We start from the raw sequence: 23,580 nt of genomic DNA on the forward strand, positions 1-23,580 counted from the left end.
GACTACTCGCGGAAGGCCCGATTGAAGTAATCAGTCATCGGTTTGACCAGATAGGACAACGGTGTTCTTTCGTCTGTCTTGATCATGGTCTCAACTGGCATGCCCGGCAGCAAGGCCTGGCCTTTCAGGCGATCAATCTGATTTTCCTCGGGCGCGACCTCGGCACGATAATAGGTCTGCCCCGAGATTTCATCGGTAAAAGTGTCTGCCGAGACAGTGACGACGCGGCCATCAATCTCGGGCGTTTCCCGTTGATTAAAAGCAGGAAAGCGCAGGGAAACGGGCTGACCTATGTGCAACTGATCCACATGGATTGCATCCACGCGCGCGGCAACCAGCAAAGGGGTGTCCTGCGGTACGACATACATCATTGGCTCGGCAGGCTGAATTACGGATTGCAGCGCAAAAACCTGGCTGCCATAGACCGTGCCCGAGACCGGCGCGCGAATATCCAGCCGCGACAGCCGCACGTCCAGGGACAAGCGACGTTCAGCCAGTTCCGAGATTTGTGTCTGAACGTCCCTCAACGCGGTGATGGCCTGCTCGCGACGGGTGGCTGTCAACTCGACAATCTCGATCTCGGTCGCCGCAATCTGGCCCGCCAAACGCGCAACTGCAGCTTCAAGGCGCCCGATTTCACCTGTGAGGCTGGCTTCTTCCCGCTGCAGGGCCGATACGCGGCTGGCTGGGGTCAAGCCTCGGTCAAACAGGCTTTGTTGGTCTTTGAGTTCGTTCTGGATCAGGTCAACTTGACGGCGAAGCGAGACAAGTTGCGCCTCGGTACCCTCAATCTCACTTTCAATTTGAATCAATTGCTTGCCAAGCTGTTCCGTTTGCTGGTTCAAAGTGTCCAACCGGGCTTCGAACAGACGTTGTTGGCCTGCAATCAGGTCAGGGTCCACGTTTTCCTGCTGCTGAATTTCTGCCAGACGAGCCGCCAATGCCTTGGGGTCGACGCCATCGCGCTCCGCCTCCAATCGGGCCCTGCGGGCTAGTAACTCGAACAACTGTGTTTCAACGATGGTTTTTTCCGACGACAAAAACGTATCGTCCAGGCGCACCAGCAAATCGCCTTCGGAAACCACATCCCCGTCGCGCACATAGATTTCACCAACAACGCCGCCGTCAGGGTGTTCAACCACCTGCCGGTTGCTCTGAACCTCGATGACGCCTTGCGAGATGATCGCACCGGCCAACCGGGTCTGCACAGCCCAGATGCCCAACCCACCGACCAAGATCACCAGCGCCACAAATCCTATAATGGCTGGGACCGTAATGCGCCAAACCGGTCGTGTATCTAACGCCGCACTATCCTGCATTTTTGTTCACCTGGCTGAAGCCTCGTTTTATGGCACCGGCGTTTTGTACCATGGCGGCTAATACTTCATCCCGGCTGCCGGATTTCACGACTTGCCCGTTTTCGACAACTGCAAGGTTGTCGCATTCCGAGATCGCCTGAGGTCGATGGGTCATAATGATAGCAGATTTACCGGCGGATTTCAGGTCACGTATCGCGGCGTTCAAGGCCTCGGTCCCATCGGCATCAAGGGCTGAGTTCGGCTCGTCAAGGATCAGCAGAACCGGGTCCCCGTATAAGGCCCGGGCCAGCGCGATGCGCTGTTTCTGACCCCCCGAAAGCTGGCTGTCATTGCCCTCCAAAAACGTGTCATAGCCTTTGCTAAGGGACAGGATCAACTCGTGTGCGTTTGCTTTCTTGGCCGCAGCAACTACGGCCTCTGGATCAGGATTTTCCGACATGCGGGCGATGTTTTCAGCCACCGATCCGTTGAACAGGGTGACCTCTTGCGGCAGGTATCCGATATGCTGGCCCAGATCGATGGGGTCGTATTGATCCAGCGTGGCACCCCCCAACCGGATTTCTCCTGCCGCTGGCTTCCACAGACCTAACAAAGCCTTGGCCATTGTCGATTTACCCGATCCGCTTTTGCCGATAACACCAAGCGCCTTGCCGGGTTCAACGCGCAGCGTGACATTGCGCAACGTCGGTTTGTCTACACCGGGCGGGATAACCGTCAGGCCCTTGGCCGTTAAACTGGCTGCAGGAACTGGCAGCTTGGTGCGCGGCTGTTCGGGCGGTGTCGCATCCAAAAAACGGTTAAGTGAGAACCAGGCTGTCCGGGCGCGCTCGACCATTCCCCATTGCCCGATGACCTGTTCAACTGGTGCCAGTGCCCGCCCCAGCAAGATTGACCCGGCAATCATCGCGCCGGGCGTCAGTTCATTGCGCAGCACCAGCCAAGCGCCAAGCGCCAGCATCGCCGATTGCAGGAACAATCGCAGGGATTTGGTCAAAGAGGTAAAACTGCCAGTCCAGTCGCTGGCGGCAATGCTCTGTCGCAAGGCACTGATGCGCCGACGTTGCCAGCGTTGGGTAATATCGCCCTGCATGCCTTGAGACCGGACCACTTCGGCTGCTTGCCTTGCATGTTCGGAGAATGCATTGGCCTGCGCTGCAGCCTTTTGCGCCTCGGCCACCTTTCGGTGCGTCAGCCACTGGTTCAAAAGGGCGATCAGGATCAACAAAGTTCCACCTGCGACGGCTAACCAGCCAAGCAGCGGATGGAAAAGGAATATGGCCGCCAAAAAGACCGGGGTCCATGGGATATCCATCACGGCAAGCAGAACGGGCGAGGAACACAGGTTTTGAATGGACTCCAGATCCCGAAGTGCCGTTGCCGGGGCCGACCGCACCTGCGGATATAATGACCGTCGCATGGTGGCATCGAACACACGTTCATCCAGTTGCGATTGGAACCGTGCCCCGAACCGAGCCACGATTCTGCCGCGGGCAAAATCCAGCATTGCCATAAGGGCGTACAGGAGTGCGACAAGCAAGAACAGCGCCGTCAGCGTCTCAACCGCACGCGAGCTAAGAACCCGGTCATAGACCTGCAACATGAATAAGGGCCCGGTCAGCATCAGAAGGTTCACGAAGATGCTGAACAGAAACGCCAGCGCCAAAGACGTAATTCCCTTACTGCCTACAGCGCGTAGCTCGTGGCGGCGCGGTATCATCATGCGGTTTTCGTTAGTCACGTTAAGTGCCTTTGGTGTCCAATTTTGAGCGCAGCAAGAATCCTTGCACTTAGCTGTATTCTAAAGTTTTGGAGATACTCATAAAATGCAAGATTTATTGGATCAGCTACAAGCCTCTGGCTGTCAACGACCAAAGCACGGCTGCGCCAGTAGTGCGCTCAAAAATATAGGCTCCTAACTTGTTTGACAGCAGTATCCCATAAGGGCCGTACCCGTCTTGACCCGGAACGACCCATTGACGGGCTGGGGTGGGTTGCTGGAAAACACCACCTTGGGCGACGCATCAGTCAGACGGTTCAGCCGGGCTGGATATTATGATTAATCCTGAACAGGTTATCCGGATCGTATTGCCCCTTGATCTGCGCCAGTTTCTTGCCGTTAGCGCCATAAGCACCGGACATATGGTCGGCCTCATCCGCCGGCATGAAATTGACATACGCGCTTCCCGTTGAATGCGGCGTCATACGGTCATAAAGTGCGCGTGCCCACGCGATACAGGCGTCGTCCTTGGCGGGGTCTTCCCACCGAGTGTGCACATTCATGATGAAATGCGCCGATCGTTCCGGATACGCCGTTGCATCGGGGGCTACACGGGCCATTGCACCGCCGACATGAGCGATGAAAACCTCGGATGCCGGATCAGGCAGGGTCGCAATCCCTTCAAGCAGCTCCGAGATCGCTTTGGCGGGCAGGGTGCTGAAATCATGGCTTTTCCAATAGTTCCGCGCGCCCTCTGTCAACAGCGGGTCAAACGCCGCCTGCCAGTCGACAAACGCGTGGGGTGAGATCACATCCGCAATTGGATCGCCAAGGCTGCGCAATCCTTCAAGGGCCGCTTCACCATCTGCTATCGGGCCTGCATAGCACGCCGCAAAAATCAGCACCTCGCGCCCGTGCCATTCTTCGGGCAGAAAGGGGAGAGGAGGGGCTTTTCGCATCACGCTCCAGACGGTCAGTTCATCTGGCGCAGCGTCGGCTATACGGGCGTATTCCGCCAGCAGGCCGGGCGCTTCCTCAATCGGGTGGACCACAAGCCCCGATAGGACCTCGGGTCCAAGGGGGTGCAATTGAAACTCGAACGAGGTCACCACGCCAAAATTACCGCCCCCACCGCGAATGGCCCAAAACAGATCAGGGTGGCTGCTGTCTGACGCAGTCACAATGGATCCGTCTGCCGTGATCACTTCGGCGGATATCAAATTGTCGATGGTCATGCCGAATTTGCGGGTCGTCCAGCCGAATCCCCCGCCAAGGGTCAGGCCAGCGATCCCCGTGGTGCCATTGATCCCAACCGGCACCACCAACCCACGCGCCTGTGTTTCGCGGTCAACATCGGCCAGTACAGCACCAGGTGCCACGCGTGCCGTTCTGGTGTGTGGATCAACATGAACCGACCGCATATGCGACAGGTCAAGCATGACCGCATCATCGGCAACAGCGTGACCTGCAATCTGGTGGCCACCGGACCGAACAGACATAATCAGCCCGGTCTCACGCACGAAATTCACTGCCTTCTGCACGTCGCTGGCACCGAGGGCACGGATAACAAAACCAGGGCGTCTGTCGACGATACTGTTCCAGGTTACACGCGCTGCATCATAGTCTGGGCTACCCGGCAAAAAAACCGATCCCCTGAGTGATGCGTCCAGCGAGTCCAGAGCGGACTGGTTAACGGTGGCCGAGTGACCATCCAACGTTCTTAGATCAAACATGAATGAAAACCTTCCGTGAATAGGGAAGATTTCTTGTCCGACTGCCTCACTACGGTTGCATAGGCTTAGCGCTCACCTGTTTCCGGTGATACCGCGCAGTGACCGTGTCAGGCAAAGATACCTGGGTCGACCTGATCCACGGGTGTGATGACGTCCGCGGGTATATTAAGCCGCTCAGCCGCCCGGCGCAGGCTTTCTTCATCGGGCGCTTCATAGAGGCAATAAGTCTTGCGTTTATCGGCGCTGAGAAATGAGAAGATCCATTCAACGCCAGTGTCATCGTTTATTTCTTTGATGTGAATCTTGTCGTCGTCGCTGATATCAAGCTGTTCGGCGAAATTCCGTTCTATGATATACCTAGGCATATGCACCCCCCAGAGCATGCAGACAGGGTTTTAACTCACCGGTCCTTCTAGTTTTGATCTTAGGGAAACCATACCCAATTTCTGTGCTGTTGCCAACGCATCGGCTTCCAGAACCAGCGCTTGCTCATGATCCTGCTTGCGACCCCGCTGTCTTAAAGCCCGCGCAAAGGCCGCTTTGCTGTGTGCAATCCAGGGCGGGCAGACCATGGCTGTGTCGATCTCAATGGCTTTTGTGAACATATGTTCGGCAGTTGACCAATCACCCAACACGGCAGACAGACTACCCAAACGCCGTGCGGCCGAACCTGTGCATACGGTCGTTGCCCCCGCCGTTATCGTCATATCCTCGAACGGCGACAGCATATCCCGCAATGTCTGTGCATGTGGCTTGTTGTCAACAGCAACGCAGATATCCGCCAGATAAGACAATGTTGTCGAATACATCGCATCAAGTGGCAGTGTGAAACCATTCTCTGCAATCTCGTTCAGAATACGTTCTGCGGGCTCCTTATAGCCAAGTTCAGCCGCAATCAGGCCGAAACCGGGTCTCCAGGCCTGATCGCTTGGGCTGTCGGACATAAGTTGCTTGATGACGGGCGCAACCTCGTGCAATCGGTTCTGTTCGCGGCGGATGGTGAACATCTGAACCCCAAAAACACCCTCGACATGTTTACCGTGCGTTTGCCTGCCAATTCGGACGGCCTCATTTGCGAATTTTTCGGCCTGCTCGAACTCGCCATCCATGATCGAAACCATGGCGCGCGCGTGGGTCTGTACCCAGTAGAGATGCCTGTGATTGTCCTTTTGAGAAATCTCGGTCAGCAAGTCCAACGAATTGTCCATCAACGCCCTGTCGGCCATTTCTGCACCAACAAACAAGCTGAGCGTTCGATCGCGACCCTGATCGATTGAGCCCAGTTTTTCGGCCACCGCGTGCATGGCTTCAAGGTTTTCACGCCAATTGCGTGCCTCATGTGCGCGACGTGCGATAAACGGCGCACCAAATTGCGTCATCATGACAGAAAACTGGGCCTTGTTGTCACCGAGCCGCGCAGCCAGTTCCATCGATTGCTGGCCAAAACGCGCGCCTTCAGCGTGCTGACCTATGAACATGCAGGCCCGCGCCAGTTGACTTAGAAGCCGGCATTTTCGAACCTCATCCCGTTCGGGCAGGTTTTGCAACGCGTCCAGACAAAGATCTATGGCTTCGCCATGGCGCTGACCGGACATCATACAGGCATCAGCAAAGAAATCGGCGACATCTGCGGCCAACTCCACATTGCTGATCGCACGGGCAGCATCTGATGCCTTTTTGAGAATACTGATCCCTTCCTGCAGCCGACCAACGCTGTCCAGGCTTCGCCCGATCAGAACTTGCCCGCGGATCGTTTCAATCGAATTCTCTCCCCCCAGTTTCTGTGCCGCGTTCAAGGCCTCTTGTGCATTCGCCATCGCTTCGTGACTTGCTGAGCGCGCCAAGGCCATTTCGGTGGCAGATTGCCAGCGTGGAAAGGCGGCTGCCCAATCTTCGGCCTGCGTCAGGTGATGCGCAACAAGTTCCGGGCGGCGCGCGATCTCGGCCCCGCGCAGGTGTATCAATGCGTTGGCCACTGCTGCGTGCTGTCTGCGACGTGTGCTGCTGAGCATCGATTGATAGGCGGTATCGCGGATCAGGGCGTGGCGAAAAACAAAATGATCCTTGTTGTGTCCGCTTTCGAAAATCAGCCCGGATTTGCAAAGCTCATCCAACCCGGCGTGCACGGTGGTCGCATCTGCACCCATGGCAGCTTGCAGCAAAGCAGGTTCAAACTCACGGCCGATGACGGCCCCGGTCAAAGCAACTTGTTTAGCTCCGGATGAAACGGCGTCCAGCCGCGCCATCAACGCCCCTTTAAGTGAGGAGGGAACAGCGATCTGTCCTTTGCCGTCCGAGGCCATGACGGCGCGAGTCAGCTCTTCGACGAACAGGGGTACTCCATCTGTCTTTTCGACAATCAGGTCCACCAGATGGTCGTCAGGCTCTTTCCCCAAGATATTTCGGATCAAATTGGCAACATGACCCGTGTCAAACCGGCGCAAATTCAACGTCTGTACGTGGGCATCCCCGTCGCCGCGTTCCAGATCCCATCCCGGGCGATGCGTAATCAGCATCATGAGGGGCAAATCGGCACAAATAGACTTAAACCGATGCAGCAAAGCGCTTGTTGAAGGGTCAATCCAATGGGCATCTTCGACACATAGGATAACTGGACGAACGACCGAGCGCGCTTTGACCGCGTTGATCAGGGTCTGAATTGTCATGTCCCGCTGTTCCTGTGGCGACAGGCTTAGCACTTCTTGCGCCAACTCACTGCCGGGGGCGACCAGTGCTGCAAACACTGGCAGCACATTCTCCAGCTCGATCCCCGGTCGGGTTTCCAACATGGCGCGAACATGGTCCAGAACCTGATCATCCTCGTAGTCCGGGCCAACACCGGCATCCTGCGAAATACGCTCCGCGACCGGATGAAACGGGCTGCTGGTCATGTAAGGCGAACAATTCAGCCGTATGATGTCTGCCTCAGCCTCGATTTCGGGTTCCGTCAAAAACTCTTCGGTCAGACGTGACTTGCCGATGCCGGCCTCGCCCGCAAGCAATACAACTTCACCAAACCCACCCTTTGCGCGTTGCCAGATCTGGTGCAGAATGCCCTTTTCAGAGTCCCGCCCGATCAGAGTGCTGCTGGCATCATCATGATGTACGGCGCGAAAGCGGCTTTCCGCGCTCCGCTCTGCCACAACCTTCAACAGGGTACGGGGGCTGTCGAACCCTTTCAGCGAAACGCTTCCCAAGGATGAGAACTTGAAAATGCTGTGCAGTGCAGCTTCGGTTTCTTCTTTCGGAACAACAATCGTGTTTGGCGCCGCTTTTTCTTGTATCCGGGCCGCCAGGTTCAGAATTGGCCCTGTCATTGCGCCTTCTTCATAGGTGTTCTCACCGATCGTATCCCCTACGACAACATCGCCGCTGGCAATGCCGACCCGCGCAGAAAGAGGTTCGCCATCAGGGGTATGCAAGGCCTTTACCCGCTCTACCGCATCCAGCGCCGCCTTTACGGCGCGAATGGCGTGATCTTCGTAGGCCCGGGGCCAGCCGAAGAAAACCAATAATCCGTCGCCCAGGTATTTTGCGACGTAGCCGCCGTATCTCGTAACCGCGCCGGCCACTGCATCTTGATAACTCTGTAAGAGAACACGCATGTCTTCAGCGTCAAGTCGGTTCGTCAATTCGGTCGACCCCACCAGATCCGCGAACAGAACGGTCAGATGGCGACGTTCCGCAACCGAGGAGTGCTGCGTCTCTGGGCGTCCGGACGTATTGTCAGGCTCGGTAGGCGAGGGCGTATCGACATCAAAACCCTGCAACGCGGCCAATAGGATTTTTCGGTGTCCCAGCGATACACCGATTTCACGCAGGTCATCATTGGTCAGAAGGGGCAGCACACGCGCGTCGATATCGTTGCGGGCAAATGCGTCCGCATATTGCTCCAACCCGTGTTCTTTCAGCCAGTCTTCTACGTTAGAACCCATAAAGGGATCATGCGAAGGAATGGGAGTGGGATCAAGGTTTGGCCAATCCAGCTGCAACGCTGGACATCTTTAATGATGGTTCGGACGATCCAGATCGTGCCGAACGCGGGCATAGGCCTGGGCCATGGCGGTCAGCGTATGGGGCGGGCAGCCAATCGTCTGCAGGCACGAGGCGTCGATAACGCGCAGCCGTCCGCTAAAGGCGGACTCGACAACATCGTCAACGCCGCTGTGATCGGCACCCAACGTCAGCCTGTGGTAATGAAAGCCCTGACCCGGTGCCGTTTGACCCAGTTTAGTGCGAACTCCATGAGCAGTAAGCCAATCCTGGAACTGCCGAAGGGTTGGGTCTGGTTCTTTGTCCAGCGTTGGTGTTGCCTCGGTCTGGCTGGCCTTGGGGCAGTGTCGGAACTGTACCTGGGTCTTCGGAGTCCACAGACGGATCGGTTGCACAAAGTCGAATATCCGGCCAATCCGCCGCCCGCGGAAGTGCGGACCCAGCCCGAAATTTGTCGTTAGCAAACTGATCGGGGCCTGCGAAACCGCATAGACCGAGGCGAACAGATCGCAGCGCCCGCCGTTCTTCATCGTGACGGTCAGAGCATTGAAGTTCCCGTTGTTTGCATAGCTGTACGTCGGCCCAAGAATACGGTCGAGCCGGAAGCAGTTTATGGTGTACGGAGCGTGATCGCGAAATCCGATCTCTGACACCTCTGGGATGCTGCGGGCCAAGGCGGCGGCTGTTCCCAGGACACCCGCTGCCAGAAACACGCGTCGTGCACGCACCTGGGTGCCTCCGCCAAGGTCGAGGCGCAGGTAATCTTGTTCAGCTTCGATCTGCTGCACGCGGCCGGACAGAACTTCGACACTCGTGATCTCTTGCAGGCGCTTTTCGATGGCCAGCGCCATGGCGTTTAGCTGACTGTCCGGGGCATCCTTGGTTCCAACCAGCAGGCGAGGGGCGCTGGCTTCAAAATCGCTATCCAGGCTTTTTTGTTGCGTACCACCTATAACCTCGAGATCCGCCTGAACTGCATCGCACGCAGCTTTGTAAGCTTTCCAGGTTTTCAGGAACAGGCTCTGGCCCCATGGGTCGTCGCTGCCGTAAACTTGCAACTGCTTGCCCCAGTAGTTAGCCAGACCACCCACCTCGGCGGCGGCATACATGGGGGGTGCATCACCTGATACCGGCAAGCGATCCGCCAAACAGGCCGGTTTTTGCCGCTCAAAAGCCACTGAAACTACTTTTGCAGGGCCGCCCTTTAGCGGGTCCGGCGTCGCGCCGGTTATGACAGCCACCGACCCAGAGAAGCTCCGTAACGCGGTCAGCGCGGCGTACCCCGCCGGCCCTGCGCCTATCAATGCAACATCAAAAACGCGCATCGCTTAACCTATTGCCCCTACAACTGAGTCGCCTGGTCACAGTTGTGATTGCGGTTCGTTCATTACCGGGGTGCAACGGGGCATATCTAATTGAAATCAGCACCGGACAAGCGCGTTTTGGTAAAACCGAAGCAATATTTGGCATTCTGGACAAGGATGTTTGGGACCGAACCCGGCGGGCTGAGCATCTTGTTTTTTGCATTACAGACAGAGACCCTCCGCCAATCTGACCCCAGATACCGAGGTCCTTATGAAAGCATCGACACGAATTCCCCGCCGGATGCGAAAATAGCACTCGGGCTGAGCAGGATAAACAAACGCACACATCCCCAAAACAGATAAGACGCAGCAACTGTAGTATTTTGTTCCTATTTTGACTGAGTCCAGCACAAAATTACGCCAGCCCAGTTGCCCTAATCAAGCGTAGGCTTTTTTTCCTGCATTATCTTGCCAATTGACCAAGATATGACCGTTCATCAAACGCAGTCTCGTGCAAAACAGGATTATGGATGAATTGTTTCCGGTGGTTTTGGAAAAGACTGTGGCCGTTAGGTTCGGTGATCCGAAGGACGCCGAGGCCCAGTTGGATTGCATGAATCATGGCGATGCTGCCGAGCTGTGCGGAAAACGTGTCTTCAGGGCCGGTATCCTGCGCCTCGTGCATCCATCTTCGTCGACAAGGTGCGGCATAACAGCGTGCTGGTGATGGATCAGAGTTGGAGCCATCCTTCGTTGGCCGTGTGACGACGCCAGGGGTATGAAATTATCGAACGGCACTGAGTTCCGCCGGTCCTCGGGTGTTTGCACCAACGATTTGAACCGCGGGCTTGCCTGAAACAACAACCTGCGCGTCTGATCCCGGAATATCTCGGTTCAATCCGGCCATCGCGTCGAAATGTCTCCACCCGGCTACATAAAAACAGTGGTGGTAATCCCAAAGAGGGCGTCCTTGAGGCGATGAAACTCTTAACCAGCGGAAAAACTGATTCCTTGGCCATACCGGGTCTGAGTCCCGGCAACCGTCATCGATTGACTATGAGTCCTGAACCTTACACGGCTGAATATTATTCTATTCGTGGTTGATAGGATTGTTTGCAAAGCCAGGTCATCCACCTTCCACTTATTGGAGTCTCTGCCTTAAGCATTTTGGTTTTCTCATTTCGTGTTTTATTCCTATCTGTGCTAATGTCTAAGATAGTGTAAATTTTCAGATATTCATTTAAGGTAGTTGACCCGGTGGAAGACCAGTCTGATCGCGTATTCAGGATGCGCCCGCTAGAAAAGGCCGATTTAGAGGTTATCTCTCCTTGGTTTCAAGAAATTGAGGATCTTGGCCGATTTGACAGAACATCAAGGGTTCCGCTCAACCTGGCGCAGACCGAGGACGCTTGGCGTGATGCTTTCAATCCCTCTGGCAACAGTGGCAAATGTTGGTTCGTCGTTCAGTCCGAAAGCGGTGAAATTCTGGGAATGAGCGGGCTTGAGGCCATTTCTCCGATCAACCGTGACGCTGTAATTGCGATGTTTGTCGCAAAATCAGCGCGACGGCTTGGTCTTGGGATCAGGGCCACGGCACTGCTTGGGGACTTTGCGTTTCGCCAGCTTGGTCTGAACCGATTGACCTCTTATTACAGGCAGGACAACACGATCAGTCGCGACCTCGTAGAGCGCATGGGATGCCAGGTTGAAGGGGTCTTGCGTCAGGCGTGGTATTCAGACGGAACATTTCACGATATGGTTGTGGTTGGTCTTCTAAGGCAAGACTGGATGGACCGGCGCTTGACCCTGGCGAAAGAGCTTAAATCGGACACAGTAGTAACATTCGGGTCATACGGGTGCCCGCTCTGGTCTTGGCCACCACAGGTTGATAAGTTTGACTAAACAAGTTTGACATTATCAAATGCGGATATTGGGGTGTGATTTTGCTCTCAGAATGCAAAAGCACTTTTTGATACAAATTATCGTAGGGTTCAATTGCACCCCCTGAGGCGAGTTATGAATGTGAACACCACGAGTCCGAACTCTTCCATGACGCAGAAACTGGGCGCAGTCTTGTTTGCCGACGTCGTAGGATATTCGCGCCTGATGAGCGAAAATGAGTTGGATACATATAACGCGCTGAAATCATTGATTTCACAACTCGAACAAAGCTGTGCTCGTTTCCAGGGCCGGGTGGTTGAGGTGCGCGGCGATGGCATCCTGGCCCTGTTCGAAACCGCCACCAGCGCCGTTGAATTCGGGGTTGAGCTGCACCGCATCGCCAGCCAGCACAACCAGACGCGCCCCGAAACCCAGCGAATCAAGTTTCGTGCAGGCGTCCATCTGGGCGAAATTCTGATCGACGATCGCGGCATTCATGGCGACAATGTAAATATCGCCGCCCGCCTACAGGAAATTGCCGAACCTGAACGGGTATATGTCAGTTCTGCCGTCTACGACCAGGTCTGCAACAGGTTGCGCTATGGCTATGAGTTCCTGGGACCAAAACAGCTCAAGAACATTCTTGCGCCTGTATCGACCTATTGTGTCCGCAGCGAAGTCGCCGGGGCCACCATGGCGGGAACCATGCGGCCCGGCATGCCCGGCGATATTCTTGAACGCCCGGATACACCTTCGGTCGCTGTATTGCCATTTGCCAGCCACGGCGGGGACGAAACAGATAGCTGGATCGCCGAAGGTCTGACTGATGACATCATCATGAACCTGTCCAAATTCCGCAATCTGTTCGTGATTGCTCGGAACTCATCTTTTTTCTTTAAAACACAGGCTATGCCGCCGAAGGAGGCCGCGCAAAAGCTGAATGTGCGCTACGTCGCGCGCGGCAGCGTGCGCCGTTCGGCCAGTCGCATCCGAATCACCGCAGAACTGGTCGATGCCAGCACTGAGCGGACGATCTGGGGCGAACGGTTTGACCGCAAAATTGACGATATCTTTGATATTTTGGACGAGGTGACGGAATGCATAGTTGCCGCAACTGCAGTGATGATCGAGTCACATGAAAAGCAACGGATGATCCAGTCGGCTCCATCCGACCTTGAGGCGTATGGCTCTGTCCTTCAGGGTCAACACCACATTTTCAAGTACACAAGAAACGACAACCGAAAGGCGCAGGATTTCTACAAAAACGCGCTTGAACGAGATGAAGGTTATGCGCGCGCTGCTGCCGCTCTGTCACGCACGCTGAACATCGATTGGCGCTATTCCTGGACCGAGGACCCCTCGGAAGCCCTCAACCAAGCCTTGACCTTTGCACAACGCGCGATCGAACTCGATCCGACCGATGCACGTGGTTTTGGAGAGTTGGGCTATGTGCACCTTTACCGCAAGGAACATGACGCCGCGATTCAATCGTACCAGCGGGCTTTGGCGTTGAACCCGAATGACGCGGACATGCACTCGGACTTTGCTGATGCTTTGGCGCATTCCGGAGACAACGAAACGGCGATCACGCATATCCAGCAGGCGATGCGCCTGAACCCGTATTTCCCTGACCAGTACCTGTGGCATCTGGGCGGTGCGTATTACAATTTGCGCCGGTACGAAGACGTGATCGAAACCGTCAACAAAATGAACAACCCGACCGAAGGTCAGCGGATGTTGGCTGCCAGTTACGCGCAGCTTGGTCAAACAGAGCTGGCCCGTCAGATCGCCGAGAAACACCGGGCCGTGCACCCCAATTTCTCGCTCAAACGGTGGGGTTCGGTTCTGCCCGACCGGCTGGAGGAAGACACCCAGCACTTTGTCGAAGGTTTGAAAAAGGCCGGATTCTAACGACCCACAAAAAAGGGCGCGTCAATCGCGCGCCCGTTTCTTTTGCTGCGAAGGCAAGATTCAATCGCCACCGCGCGCCTTGGCACCGCTGACTTTCGCCCCGCTTACCTTGGCGCCACTGACTTTTGCACCGGAAACTTTCGCCCCGCTCACCTTTGCACCCGAAACCTTGGCTCCGCTGATCGCCGGGCTATCAAAACCGAAATAGATATCCAGCAAGACTTGCTCGAACTGACCGGTCATAACGTCCATACGCATTGTCTGGTCGGCTTTGTCATACCGCCAGACCCTGATGTCGTCGGCCATTTGATAATCCGCTGCTGCCACGCCGCCCAAGCCGGGCTCTTGCGGCGCTCGGGAGGCGTGATTGGGCGGTTCATTCGTTTTGGCGACTTCTTCTCCGTCGCCATGCACCATAAAAATCACGGGCTCAGGCAAATCGTAGTAAGTGCCCTCAAACGCGAATCCGTAAATCTTTGCAAATCGAGGCTTATCATTACCCTGAACCGCAAACTGCTTATCCAAATGTTTGTTATCGCCCTTACCGCCTTTTGGAACGCGGTTGTAAATCAAGTCTGATAGCTCACGTCCGTAAATCAGCACTTCAGAAAAACTGAGTAATGTCTCTGCCATAAACTCATCTCCCATCTGCGGGTTCAGAAGTTTGGTCACTGAACCCCCCCTCAATAAGACCCAGCTGTAAACCGGATCAGAAAATCCAAAAAATCATCCCGTTACTAGATGCCATGAAACCGCTTAAAAATAAAGATTTTTCCGTTTCAGTCGGGCACTTGCGTTCGGACCGAATTTGAATGGCTGTCCTCATTGGGGTCGGGCAGGCGCGGACCTGCCGTTGTCAGGCCGATATCGCGCATACGGAAGTTGCCTTCGATGATGCGGCGAAAAGCGCCTCCTGTGACCTCCTGATCCACGGCAAGCAAAGCCTTTTCAACCCCGAAATAGCTGAGCATGTCCGCGTCAAGCATTTCCCACGCATCTGCCAGATACGACCCAAGGAAATCGCGCGCTTCAAGCAGTGCAATGCGGAATCCTTCGGGATTTTCGGCATAACGCTTATCAAAAATGCCCTGCATGACGCGGCTGTAATCAGGCGAGCCTTCAAGCTGATCCGACAGGTCTTCTTCCTCGGCGGTGATCAGACCGTGCACCAGCAGCCGTTCGTGGTAAATGTCGACAAAAACATCGAACATCGCGCCGGTCAAGGGCTCAGAGAGGTCATGCTCGCTTGACCATCCGGCGGCAAAATCCGAAAGTGGGCGATCATTGGCCGCAATGCGTATTTGGGCATTGTCTGAAAGCTCGGCAAATCGGCTTAGGCGGTTGAACGTGTAAAGGTTCCCTCGCGTGTTTTCCAGCAGCGCGTCAATCACCGATCCGAAATGCAAAGACGCAAGCAGCGCCACCAGATCAGCTGCGGATTCATGAAACCCATAATACTCGCCCCCGGCATCTCCGTCTGTCGGCATCCCGATCACGCTGTAGATTATGGCGTGGCCAATCTCATGTGCGACGACATCGAAGTTCAGGCTATAGGGGCGGTATTCGTTGCCGTGCTCATGCGTCCCCCCGGTTTCCAAAAACCCCCAACCGATATGAGCGTTGTCGAGGCTGGGCAGAAGCGACAGTTCAAGACGGTCGAAGTCACGGGCAAAATGCCATGGGATCGGGCGGTCAAAATATCCCTGCCAGACATCCATCGTGAAATGCGCAGAGCCAAACAGATGCGCGGCCTCAAAGGCGGGGTCTGTCGGGTCGATATGGATAAAATTACCGAACTCATCCGGCATGGCGGGAGGCTGGATATAGCCATCCCAAGGCGGCAGATACATTCCCGGGCCACCCGGTCCCGGCACGATCGCGCCATAGGGTGTGGATTTGCCAACGGGGTTGACCGTGTACATTCGCGGCCCCGATGGCCCAGGCCCGATACTGCCCTGTGGCGCCGAGATTTCGACCAATTCCAAGGGTGCATCCGGTTCCAAAAAGGGCGATTGCGGGTAAAGCAAGAACCGAGTTCCGGGTTCTTCCTGTTCGATTTGTTCGGGGTTAGTCACTGAACACCCTCCCGTTGCGTGCCCGTTAAAATCCCTTACCGTTATTCTGCGGCTCCGGCATCGGCACCTTTATTACAATACAAAAACTCTGCTTTTATCAGTTCAAACAAGGCGTCGCGCCCAGCCAGACCGAGCGCTTGCGCGTATGCGTCCAAATCATCGGGCACTTCTTGGTCAAGACGGTATTCAAAGTACCACATCAGCGCACGAAGACGATCCACCCCCGGCGACCCAATCGGACGTACTGAGCCATGCTTGTTGGCGGCACGATCCCGCAGGTTTGAGTATTGGTCTGTCCGGCGTAACTCTGACAAGAGTTGCGTCTGGAGTTGATCCGCCCGCGACGCGATAGCGGCCTCGACCCGCGCGGTGTCGGCAAGCATCTCCTCATAGCTTTCGGGGTTTAGGTCGTTTGCCTTGATCCAGCCCATCAGATCTGATCGCCGCGACAGACCTGTATCCGCTCTGTGATCGGTCATCAACCGGACCAAATCGTCGCGCGTCGGAGTATATTGGCACCTAGCCGCATCCTCGCGCGCAAGCAAAGCTAGGGCCGCGCGATCCCGGTATCGGGCGTACAGCTCGGGGTTTAGTCGCAACTCGTCAATTACCGATTGGTCAGAGTCCGGCTTACCGGCATCCACCCGTGCACGCAACGCTTTCCACATCAGTGTTGGTTCGGTGCGCGTTGGTTTTGGAAGGGGCAGGGGGGAGGTACTCAGATGGTCGGCCATTCGCGTCAACATTGCACGGGCATCCTCGGCCTTGGCGTCGATACGACCAGTCGGCAACCAATCGTTGAATTCCGCCACACCCGGCAAGTCCTTTGCCATTGCGATAATCTCGGCCCAGATACGCTGGCGGTACTGCATCGTTTTGGCAGTGCGTACAATTTCTGCCGCCGTTTCCGAGGGCAACAAGCCTGAAGCCTGCGCCTGTGCCACCGTCGCTCGGATCGATACCATCGGTTCGCTAAGCGGCTGAAATCCCAGTTCGGCGGGGCTGTGCAATACCGCAACCTCGTCATCATCATGTAGAACACCGTTGTAGAAATCTTCGAAGATGCGCCCAACTCCGATCATCCCGAAATCGGCCAGTTCAGCGGCGCGCAGAGCACCCATGCTGGCACTGCCAAAAACAGGTATTTCTTGCTCTATGGCCCATAGAATTTCCTTGTGCCAAACCGATGGGACGCCTTCGAAATACCCGTCTATGATCCCAATGGCAGACGGGTTTTGTTGAGCTACACGGTACACATCACCCTGCCGGACGGGCGGCAGAATAGTGGCGTCCAGATGGCCTGCTACAGTTTCGGGCGAAAGTGTTGGGCCCACGAAAACCACCGCAGTCATGCCAGACCTTCCCGAATACGCTGCGCCCGCGGGCCGGGGACATAGTCCGTATCATCATGCGGTGCCTCAAGCCCGGGAATAACGGCCCGGACCACGGCGACGTCGTATTCCGGGCGCGATAGATCAACTGTCACAACTTGCGAAAGATTCGCCGAGGAAAGGCGCTCCAGTATCAGACCCAGGTCATTTTCAAAGGTCTCGGTCACGTGCGATGGGCAATCGCGAAAGTTTTGATCAGCTTGGGTGCTTTCAATCAGATCTCGGACATACCGGCCCCGTTCCATTTTGGCCTGATTGGTGAATTCTTCGGGGTCCAGATCGTCCCGCGCACCCGAGATATAGGTCAGCCGCGTCTGTGCTGCCTCCGTCAAGGCCCGTAGCAAGGCGATGGCCCGATCCGGGTGGCAACCATCCCCGATGCCAATATGGCCGACTTGTCCACCGCCTTCGCAAATCACGCAGCGAAAGCTGGCGATGCCGATATCCGATGTCGTGTTCCAAAGCCCAATCTCCAACCCGGCTGCGGCCATCATTTCCATGGCCTTTTGGCAACGCGGATCATCAACGCTCGCCGGATCAAGACGCGATTGTCCCGCGCGATGATGCCAGAGCGTTGTCGCATCCCGTTCGATCAGTTCACAGATGGCATGGCAGCTTGCCTCAGTCAGGTTGTTCCCCGAGGCCAATCCGTTGGTTGTGCGGGGGAAGGTCGCCTGACCGCCAACCGGAGCGCTGGTATAGTCGGTATCGACCATTTCAAGCGGAACCCAGCACGCCGACCCTGCACAAAGATCATGCCCCTGTACCCACAACATATTGGCATGCGGATCAAACTGCCGACCTGTCACACGCGGCAGCCCTGCCACGTCAACCACGGTCGTGTCCTCGGAAAGCTCGGCATATCTGGCGAGGCGCTGCGGTAGCCGTACGCGTTCTGCATGCCACGACTCGATTGCCTCCATCACGCCCGAGGCTTCAGCCGCGCGCAGGGACAGGCCCTTACCCAAAGAAACCGCAACCGACCGGGAATTGGGTCGGGCGACCATCACCGTCGGTAATCCGATCCGATCCAGACCGGTCAGATTGGCAATACGTGTGATGCCCATTTCCTTCAGAAACGGTTTTACGATTTCCAATGTCTGCTCGGGATCGCGCAACCGATGCGTGTCCAGCACGTATTGCTTTTGCGATCCATCGGGCATGCTACGGGCCTTGTTTGTGAATATTTGAACCCAAATTGAAAATACTATCGACGATTCAGTCTGTTAGCGTTCAAGATGATGGAACATACCCGTTTGGTCAACTGTTGCGGTATTCAGCTTGGCGACCGCTGGACGTTCTGCGCGTCGTAACGAGACCGTTTCTTTTTCAGATTGGGCGAAGGTCTACTGTCCGATTTCGACTTCTGCGTGCTGCTGATTAGCATGTTCCACACATATTAAAGAGATACGCCTTCAAAAAATTAACATAATCTTCCTTATGAGCAAAAATTTGAAGTAGCAATTCCTAAATCTTAGCCATGAGCAATACAGCAGTGTCACTCTGGTCTGTAATTGTAACATGCAGAGAAATCGAGCGTGGGATGGGCGATCGCCTAAAGGTAAACGTCGAAATACATTCCAGAGCCGGCGAAATACCCTTGTTGATTGCTCCGGTTTGGTTGGATCAGCCAGTCAGACGTCAGTCACATCTAATGAAAATGAGTATCTCCCGCATTGTTGGACACAGTCGTCCCTTTTTCTCCATTCACCGCCGCGGGCACATCGGCCAACGAACAGATGATGGCGCGGCCTCCGGTAGACCTTGCAAAATCTTGGGCCGCTTGAACCTTTGGACCCATGGAACCTGCCGGGAAATCAAATGCGTCAAGTGCATCAGGCGTGATGGACTTGATGCCTTTTTGATCAGGTGTCCCCCAATCCAGATAAACCGCGTCAGTATCTGTGGCGATGACAAAAAAGTCGGCTTTGAGGTTTTGGGCAAGCAGGCAAGATGCAAAATCCTTGTCTATAACGGCTTCGACACCCACCAGTTTTCGTTCACCACGTTGTTCGTACATCGTAGGAATCCCCCCACCACCGGCGGCAATCACCGTCGCACCTTTTTCCAGGATCCAGCGGATCGGTTCGATTTGAAAGATGCGTTTCGGTTTTGGTGAAGGCACCACACGGCGCCAGTAGTCTCCGTCCGGCTTTACGGTCCAACCTTTTTCGGCTGCTTCTTTCTTGGCTTCGGCTTCGGAATAAACCTGGCCAATAAACTTGGTCGGGTTGTCAAAGGCCGGATCATCCGGGTCGACCTCGATCATTGTCAGTAAAGTGGCAATATGATGCTCGAATGGCAGGATGTTGCCCAGTTCCTGTTCGACCATGTAACCGATCATGCCCATCGTTTCGCCGACAAGCACGTCAAGCGGGTATTCCTTGACATCAGTATACATGATTTCCTGAAGGGCCAGCATGCCGACCTGCGGCCCGTTCCCATGAGTGATAACGGTCTCGTGCGCTTCGCACAGGGGGGCAAGGGCTTTGGCGGCAATCCTAGCGTTCTTGCGCTGATTGTCCGCCGTCATTTCCTCACCCCGCTTGAGAAGCGCGTTGCCGCCCAGTGCTACAACAACGCGTCCCATGGATCAGGCTCCAAGTGTGGCGACAAGGATCGCCTTGATTGTATGCATCCGATTTTCAGCTTGCTCAAAAGCTATGTTCATATCGCTTTCAAAAACCTCCTCGGTCACTTCCATTTCCGAAATGCCGAATTGCTCATGGATATCCTGGCCCACTTTTGTTTCAAGGTTATGGAAAGCGGGCAGGCAATGCATGAACTTGACGTTGGGGTTGCCGGACTTTTTCATCAGATCCATGTTGACCTGATACGGGCTCAGCAATTTGATGCGTTCGGCCCAGACCTCTTTTGCTTCACCCATCGACACCCAAACATCAGTGTGAATGAAATCCGCGCCCTCAACCGCTGAGGTATCGTCAGTAATAGTTACGCGTGCTCCGGATTTTTCGGCTCTTTTCATCGCCAGTTCGCGCACATCATCATGGGGCTGTGTTTCCTTCGGCGAAATCATGCGAACATCACACCCCATCAACGCGCCCAGCATCAGCAACGAGTTGCCCATGTTAGAGCGGCAATCACCGGAATAAGCGTAGACGATATCCTTACGTGGTTTATCAGCGTGCTCGATCATGGTCAGCATGTCGGCCAGCATCTGCGTCGGATGCCAATCATCGGTCAGACCATTATACACGGGCACGCCAGAGTATTCAGAAAGCTCCTCGACCATTTTCTGTCCAGCACCGCGGAACTCGATTCCGTCGAACATGCGTCCAAGCACACGGGCTGTATCCTTCATGGATTCCTTGTGGCCGATCTGCGACCCCGACGGATCAAGATATGTAATGTTCGCGCCTTGGTCATAGGCAGCTACCTCGAAAGCACAGCGGGTACGGGTCGAGGTTTTCTCGAATATCAGGCAGATGTTCTTACCGTTCAACGACGGCTGTTCGGCACGGGCGTATTTCGCGCGTTTCAGGTCGCGGGCCAAATCCAGAAGGTACAACATTTCACGTTGGCTGAAGTCCGCGATTTTCAAATAGCTGCGGCCCTTTAGATTGAATGCCATTTTATTTCTCCCTATCGAAAAAGGTGACGCACAAACTGGCGCCGAATTGAAACTCAGTACGCCGGGTCGCGGTCGATCGGGCAGGTCATGCAATGCCCCCCACCCCGGCCACGGCCCAATTCTTGACCCGAGATCTCGATCACCTCGATACCCGCATCCCGCATCTTGCCGTTGGTAAACGTGTTGCGCGCATAGCCCACGACAACGCCGGGTGACAAAGCAACGACATTATTGCCATCGTCCCACTGTTCGCGTTCGGCCTGAAACTCGTTGCCGCCGGTTGAAATCACTTCGAGCGAATTCAGGCCCAGAGCCTCTTTGTAGACGTCGAACAAATGACCCTTTTCGACACGGATATCCAAGTCTCCACGCTCTCCGGGCCGGATCGAGATGCAGGTGATCTGATCCGCAACTTCCGAAAATGCAGTTACCTTGTCGTGGTCCAAGCAGGTAAATACCGTGTCCAGATGCATGGCGGCCCGGCTTTTTGGCATGGCACATGCAACCACACGCTGTGCCCCGCCTTTTTCGAACAGAGATTTGGAAACCTGAGCAACCGCCTGCCGGGTCGTGCGTTCCCCCATGCCGATGAACACGGTGCCATTTCCAACGGGCTGAACATCGCCGCCTTCGACCGAGGCATGGGCAAAATCTTCGTCGCTGTCGCCCCACCAGATTTCAAAGTCGGCTTCCTTGAACATCGGGTGGAACTTGTAAACCGTTCGCATGATCAGCGTTTCCGGCTTGCGGGCTGGCCAGAACATCGGGTTCGTGGTCACGCCGTTAAATATCCAGCAGGACGGGTCACGCTGGAACTGCGCATTCGGGATTGCAGGCAGTATAAAATCGCCCAGCGAAATCAGGTCTTTGAATTGCTCGTCAATCATGCCCTGCGGCAGGTCCGCGAAGATGATGCCGCCCAGCATGTGCCGGGCCAGCAGCTTGGCATCCATCTCGTTTAGCCAGGCACGCATCTCGGTAGAAAAGCCCAATCCTACCATGTTGGGGGTAACCAAACGATCCAAAAGAAAAGCGCGTGCGCCTGGATCTTTCGCAATTGCCTGAGCCAACAGATCCTGAATGTCGTAAACTTCGACCCCGCGTTCGCGCATCAACGAGCAGAACTCGGCATGGTCCTTCCGGGCCTGTTCGACCCAGATGACGTCATCGAACAACAGCTCTTCGCAGTTGCGTGGTGTCAGGCGGTCATGCGCAAGGGATGGGCGCGAAACGATCACCTTGTTGAGCTTTCCGATCTCGGAATGAACGCCAAGCTTCATGGCTACTCTCCTTTTGAAACTGAATTTTTCTGAATGTCTTCAAAACCTTTGGCCTGAGTCCAGCGGACCCAGACGTGGATAGGGACGCCCGCAAGAAGAAGGACCGAGCCCAGTAAAACAGTTTCAGCACCGGACCCGATGAACGCCCAAACCGAGTAGATGAATCCAAGCCCGCCCAGTACGACAACTTTTGCCAACTCTGGGCCACGCAGAAGTTCCCCACCATTGAGACGGATCATGATTTCGGCAACCGCGCAAATGGCATAGGGAAGAAGGCTGGCAACAACGGCAAGCAAGATGACAAAGTTGAAAGCCGCGACCAGACCTTGCGCAAAGTTCAGGATAATCAGTATGGATGCCAGCACATTCGACAGGATCAATGCATTGGCCGGGGTGCCGAATTTGGATTTTTGACCCAAGGCAGCAGGAAAAACACGATCCAATGCCGCGCCATATGGGACCTGCCCGCTGAGAAGCGTAAAGCCGTTAAGGGTGCCAAATGTCGAAATCACTGCGCCACAGGCCACGAGGATGCCGCCGAGCGTTCCAAACATCACCTCGCCGACTGCGGCTAGCGGGGCTGCCGAAACGCCCAGGGTTTCCGCTGGGAGGACCCCCATCGAAACGGCCGTAACGGATATATACACACATGCGGCAATGATGACGCCTATGACGGTGGCGCGTGGAATGGTTTTTTCGGGCTCAATTACATCGCCGGACGGAACGGTGGCGGACTCGAGCCCCAGATAAGCCCAAAGAGTCAAAGCCGCAGCCGCCGATATCGCGGAGACTGCAGTTGTCCCGCTCTGATTGACCGGCACGTAGTTTTCGGGATTGATCCAAAAGATGCCCAGCGTACCAATCAGGATAAGCGGTACGAGCTTGAGCACGGTGGTTACAATCTGAACCAGCCCGGCCTCCTCGACCCCACGAATGTTGATCAAAGTCAGTGACCAGATAGCGACCAATGCCGTTGCAAGCCCGTACATCGGAACTTCGGCGATGATCGGAAACAAGAACCCAAGGTATCCCACCAAAGCCACTGCGACAGCGGCATTTCCGGTCCATAGCGCGATCCAATATCCCCACGCGATGATGAAGCCCGCAAAGTCGCCAAAGGCTTCCTGCGAGTATGCGTAGGGACCGCCCGGCTTGGAGACGACACGCGACAATCGACCAAAGATGATTGCCAGAACCAGTGCCCCTGCCGAGGTCAGAATCCATCCGCCTATCGCAATTGGACCAAATGGCGCGAGAGATGCCGGAAGCAGGAAAACTCCGGACCCGATCATGTTTCCCACCACCAGAGCGATGCAAGCCGTCAGCCCGAGTGCTCCGGAGGTTGAAGTTGCTTCTGGTATGGGGCGATCGTTCATGACGCCAG

Annotated in this window: 16 protein-coding genes; 2 read left to right on the forward strand and 14 right to left on the reverse strand. The window is 55.4% G+C overall.

All coding sequences use genetic code 11. The annotated features are described in order from the left end of the window. Positions 1–2: 2 nt before the first annotated feature. The 6 genes from LCM21_RS07240 to LCM21_RS07265 form a co-directional block, all read right to left on the reverse strand. Positions 3–1,319, reverse strand: a complete 1,317-nt coding sequence (locus tag LCM21_RS07240) for an HlyD family type I secretion periplasmic adaptor subunit (protein ID WP_224889997.1) — start codon at positions 1,317–1,319, stop codon at positions 3–5. Then, positions 1,309–3,039 (reverse strand): type I secretion system permease/ATPase, encoded by a 1,731-nt coding sequence (locus LCM21_RS07245; RefSeq protein WP_224889998.1) that lies wholly within the window; start codon positions 3,037–3,039, stop codon positions 1,309–1,311. Before LCM21_RS07245 ends, LCM21_RS07240 begins: the two co-directional genes overlap by 11 nt. Positions 3,040–3,353: 314 nt before the next feature. Then, on the reverse strand, positions 3,354–4,769 hold the full coding sequence (locus LCM21_RS07250) for an FAD-binding oxidoreductase (RefSeq protein ID WP_224889999.1): 1,416 nt from the start codon (positions 4,767–4,769) through the stop codon (positions 3,354–3,356). Between the two features lie 107 nt (positions 4,770–4,876). After that, positions 4,877–5,134, reverse strand: a complete 258-nt coding sequence (locus LCM21_RS07255; protein WP_224890000.1) for a DUF4242 domain-containing protein — start codon at positions 5,132–5,134, stop codon at positions 4,877–4,879. 30 nt (positions 5,135–5,164) lie between these two features. Beyond that, a complete protein-coding gene (locus LCM21_RS07260; RefSeq protein ID WP_224890001.1) occupies positions 5,165–8,704 on the reverse strand; it encodes an ATP-binding protein in 3,540 nt (1,179 codons plus the stop codon). Positions 8,705–8,773: 69 nt separating this feature from the next. Then, on the reverse strand, positions 8,774–10,087 hold the full coding sequence (locus tag LCM21_RS07265) for a hypothetical protein (protein WP_224890002.1): 1,314 nt from the start codon (positions 10,085–10,087) through the stop codon (positions 8,774–8,776). Positions 10,088–11,323: 1,236 nt separating this feature from the next. On the opposite strand from LCM21_RS07265, the gene LCM21_RS07270 reads away from it, so the two are divergent. Both LCM21_RS07270 and LCM21_RS07275 read left to right on the forward strand, forming a co-directional pair. After that, positions 11,324–11,968, forward strand: coding sequence for a GNAT family N-acetyltransferase (locus LCM21_RS07270; protein ID WP_224890003.1), 645 nt, complete (start codon positions 11,324–11,326; stop codon positions 11,966–11,968). A gap of 147 nt (positions 11,969–12,115) precedes the next feature. Further along, positions 12,116–13,858 carry an adenylate/guanylate cyclase domain-containing protein gene (locus LCM21_RS07275; RefSeq protein WP_224890004.1) on the forward strand — a complete coding sequence of 581 codons (1,743 nt, stop codon included), beginning with the start codon at positions 12,116–12,118 and terminating at the stop codon, positions 13,856–13,858. A 60-nt stretch (positions 13,859–13,918) separates the two neighbouring features. On the opposite strand, the gene LCM21_RS07280 is transcribed toward LCM21_RS07275, so the two are convergent. From LCM21_RS07280 to LCM21_RS07315, 8 genes are all read right to left on the reverse strand, one after another. Further along, positions 13,919–14,530, reverse strand: a complete 612-nt coding sequence (locus tag LCM21_RS07280) for a hypothetical protein (RefSeq protein ID WP_224890005.1) — start codon at positions 14,528–14,530, stop codon at positions 13,919–13,921. 107 nt (positions 14,531–14,637) lie between these two features. Next, positions 14,638–15,933, reverse strand: a complete 1,296-nt coding sequence (locus tag LCM21_RS07285; RefSeq protein ID WP_224890006.1) for a gluzincin family metallopeptidase — start codon at positions 15,931–15,933, stop codon at positions 14,638–14,640. A 41-nt stretch (positions 15,934–15,974) separates the two neighbouring features. Further along, on the reverse strand, positions 15,975–17,285 hold the full coding sequence (locus LCM21_RS07290; protein ID WP_224890007.1) for a TfuA-like protein: 1,311 nt from the start codon (positions 17,283–17,285) through the stop codon (positions 15,975–15,977). Then, entirely contained in the window at positions 17,282–18,487 is a 1,206-nt protein-coding gene (locus LCM21_RS07295; RefSeq protein ID WP_224890008.1) for a YcaO-like family protein, read from the reverse strand. Before LCM21_RS07295 ends, LCM21_RS07290 begins: the two co-directional genes overlap by 4 nt. Positions 18,488–18,975: 488 nt before the next feature. Continuing rightward, positions 18,976–19,914, reverse strand: a complete 939-nt coding sequence (gene arcC / locus LCM21_RS07300) for a carbamate kinase (protein WP_224890009.1) — start codon at positions 19,912–19,914, stop codon at positions 18,976–18,978. Between the two features lie 3 nt (positions 19,915–19,917). After that, positions 19,918–20,916, reverse strand: coding sequence for an ornithine carbamoyltransferase (argF, locus tag LCM21_RS07305; protein WP_068333151.1), 999 nt, complete (start codon positions 20,914–20,916; stop codon positions 19,918–19,920). Between the two features lie 53 nt (positions 20,917–20,969). Continuing rightward, positions 20,970–22,196 (reverse strand): arginine deiminase, encoded by a 1,227-nt coding sequence (locus LCM21_RS07310; RefSeq protein ID WP_224890010.1) that lies wholly within the window; start codon positions 22,194–22,196, stop codon positions 20,970–20,972. A 2-nt stretch (positions 22,197–22,198) separates the two neighbouring features. Next, a complete protein-coding gene (locus LCM21_RS07315; RefSeq protein ID WP_224890011.1) occupies positions 22,199–23,572 on the reverse strand; it encodes an amino acid permease in 1,374 nt (457 codons plus the stop codon). Between the last annotated feature and the right edge of the window lie 8 nt (positions 23,573–23,580).

The organism is Ruegeria profundi, from assembly GCF_020171505.1.
Taxonomy (GTDB): domain Bacteria; phylum Pseudomonadota; class Alphaproteobacteria; order Rhodobacterales; family Rhodobacteraceae; genus Ruegeria; species Ruegeria profundi.

Excerpts from the sequence above, each read along its gene's own strand:
- LCM21_RS07260 (WP_224890001.1), bottom strand. The coding sequence starts at position 8,704 with ATGGGTTCTAACGTAGAAGACTGGCTGAAAGAACACGGGTTGGAGCAA.
- argF (WP_068333151.1), bottom strand. The coding sequence starts at position 20,916 with ATGGCATTCAATCTAAAGGGCCGCAGCTATTTGAAAATCGCGGACTTC.
- LCM21_RS07265 (WP_224890002.1), bottom strand. The coding sequence starts at position 10,087 with ATGCGCGTTTTTGATGTTGCATTGATAGGCGCAGGGCCGGCGGGGTAC.
- LCM21_RS07275 (WP_224890004.1), top strand. The coding sequence starts at position 12,116 with ATGACGCAGAAACTGGGCGCAGTCTTGTTTGCCGACGTCGTAGGATAT.
- LCM21_RS07255 (WP_224890000.1), bottom strand. The coding sequence starts at position 5,134 with ATGCCTAGGTATATCATAGAACGGAATTTCGCCGAACAGCTTGATATC.
- LCM21_RS07290 (WP_224890007.1), bottom strand. The coding sequence starts at position 17,285 with ATGACTGCGGTGGTTTTCGTGGGCCCAACACTTTCGCCCGAAACTGTA.
- arcC (WP_224890009.1), bottom strand. The coding sequence starts at position 19,914 with ATGGGACGCGTTGTTGTAGCACTGGGCGGCAACGCGCTTCTCAAGCGG.
- LCM21_RS07250 (WP_224889999.1), bottom strand. The coding sequence starts at position 4,769 with ATGTTTGATCTAAGAACGTTGGATGGTCACTCGGCCACCGTTAACCAG.
- LCM21_RS07310 (WP_224890010.1), bottom strand. The coding sequence starts at position 22,196 with ATGAAGCTTGGCGTTCATTCCGAGATCGGAAAGCTCAACAAGGTGATC.
- LCM21_RS07315 (WP_224890011.1), bottom strand. The coding sequence starts at position 23,572 with ATGAACGATCGCCCCATACCAGAAGCAACTTCAACCTCCGGAGCACTC.
- LCM21_RS07240 (WP_224889997.1), bottom strand. The coding sequence starts at position 1,319 with ATGCAGGATAGTGCGGCGTTAGATACACGACCGGTTTGGCGCATTACG.
- LCM21_RS07245 (WP_224889998.1), bottom strand. The coding sequence starts at position 3,039 with ATGATGATACCGCGCCGCCACGAGCTACGCGCTGTAGGCAGTAAGGGA.
- LCM21_RS07295 (WP_224890008.1), bottom strand. The coding sequence starts at position 18,487 with ATGCCCGATGGATCGCAAAAGCAATACGTGCTGGACACGCATCGGTTG.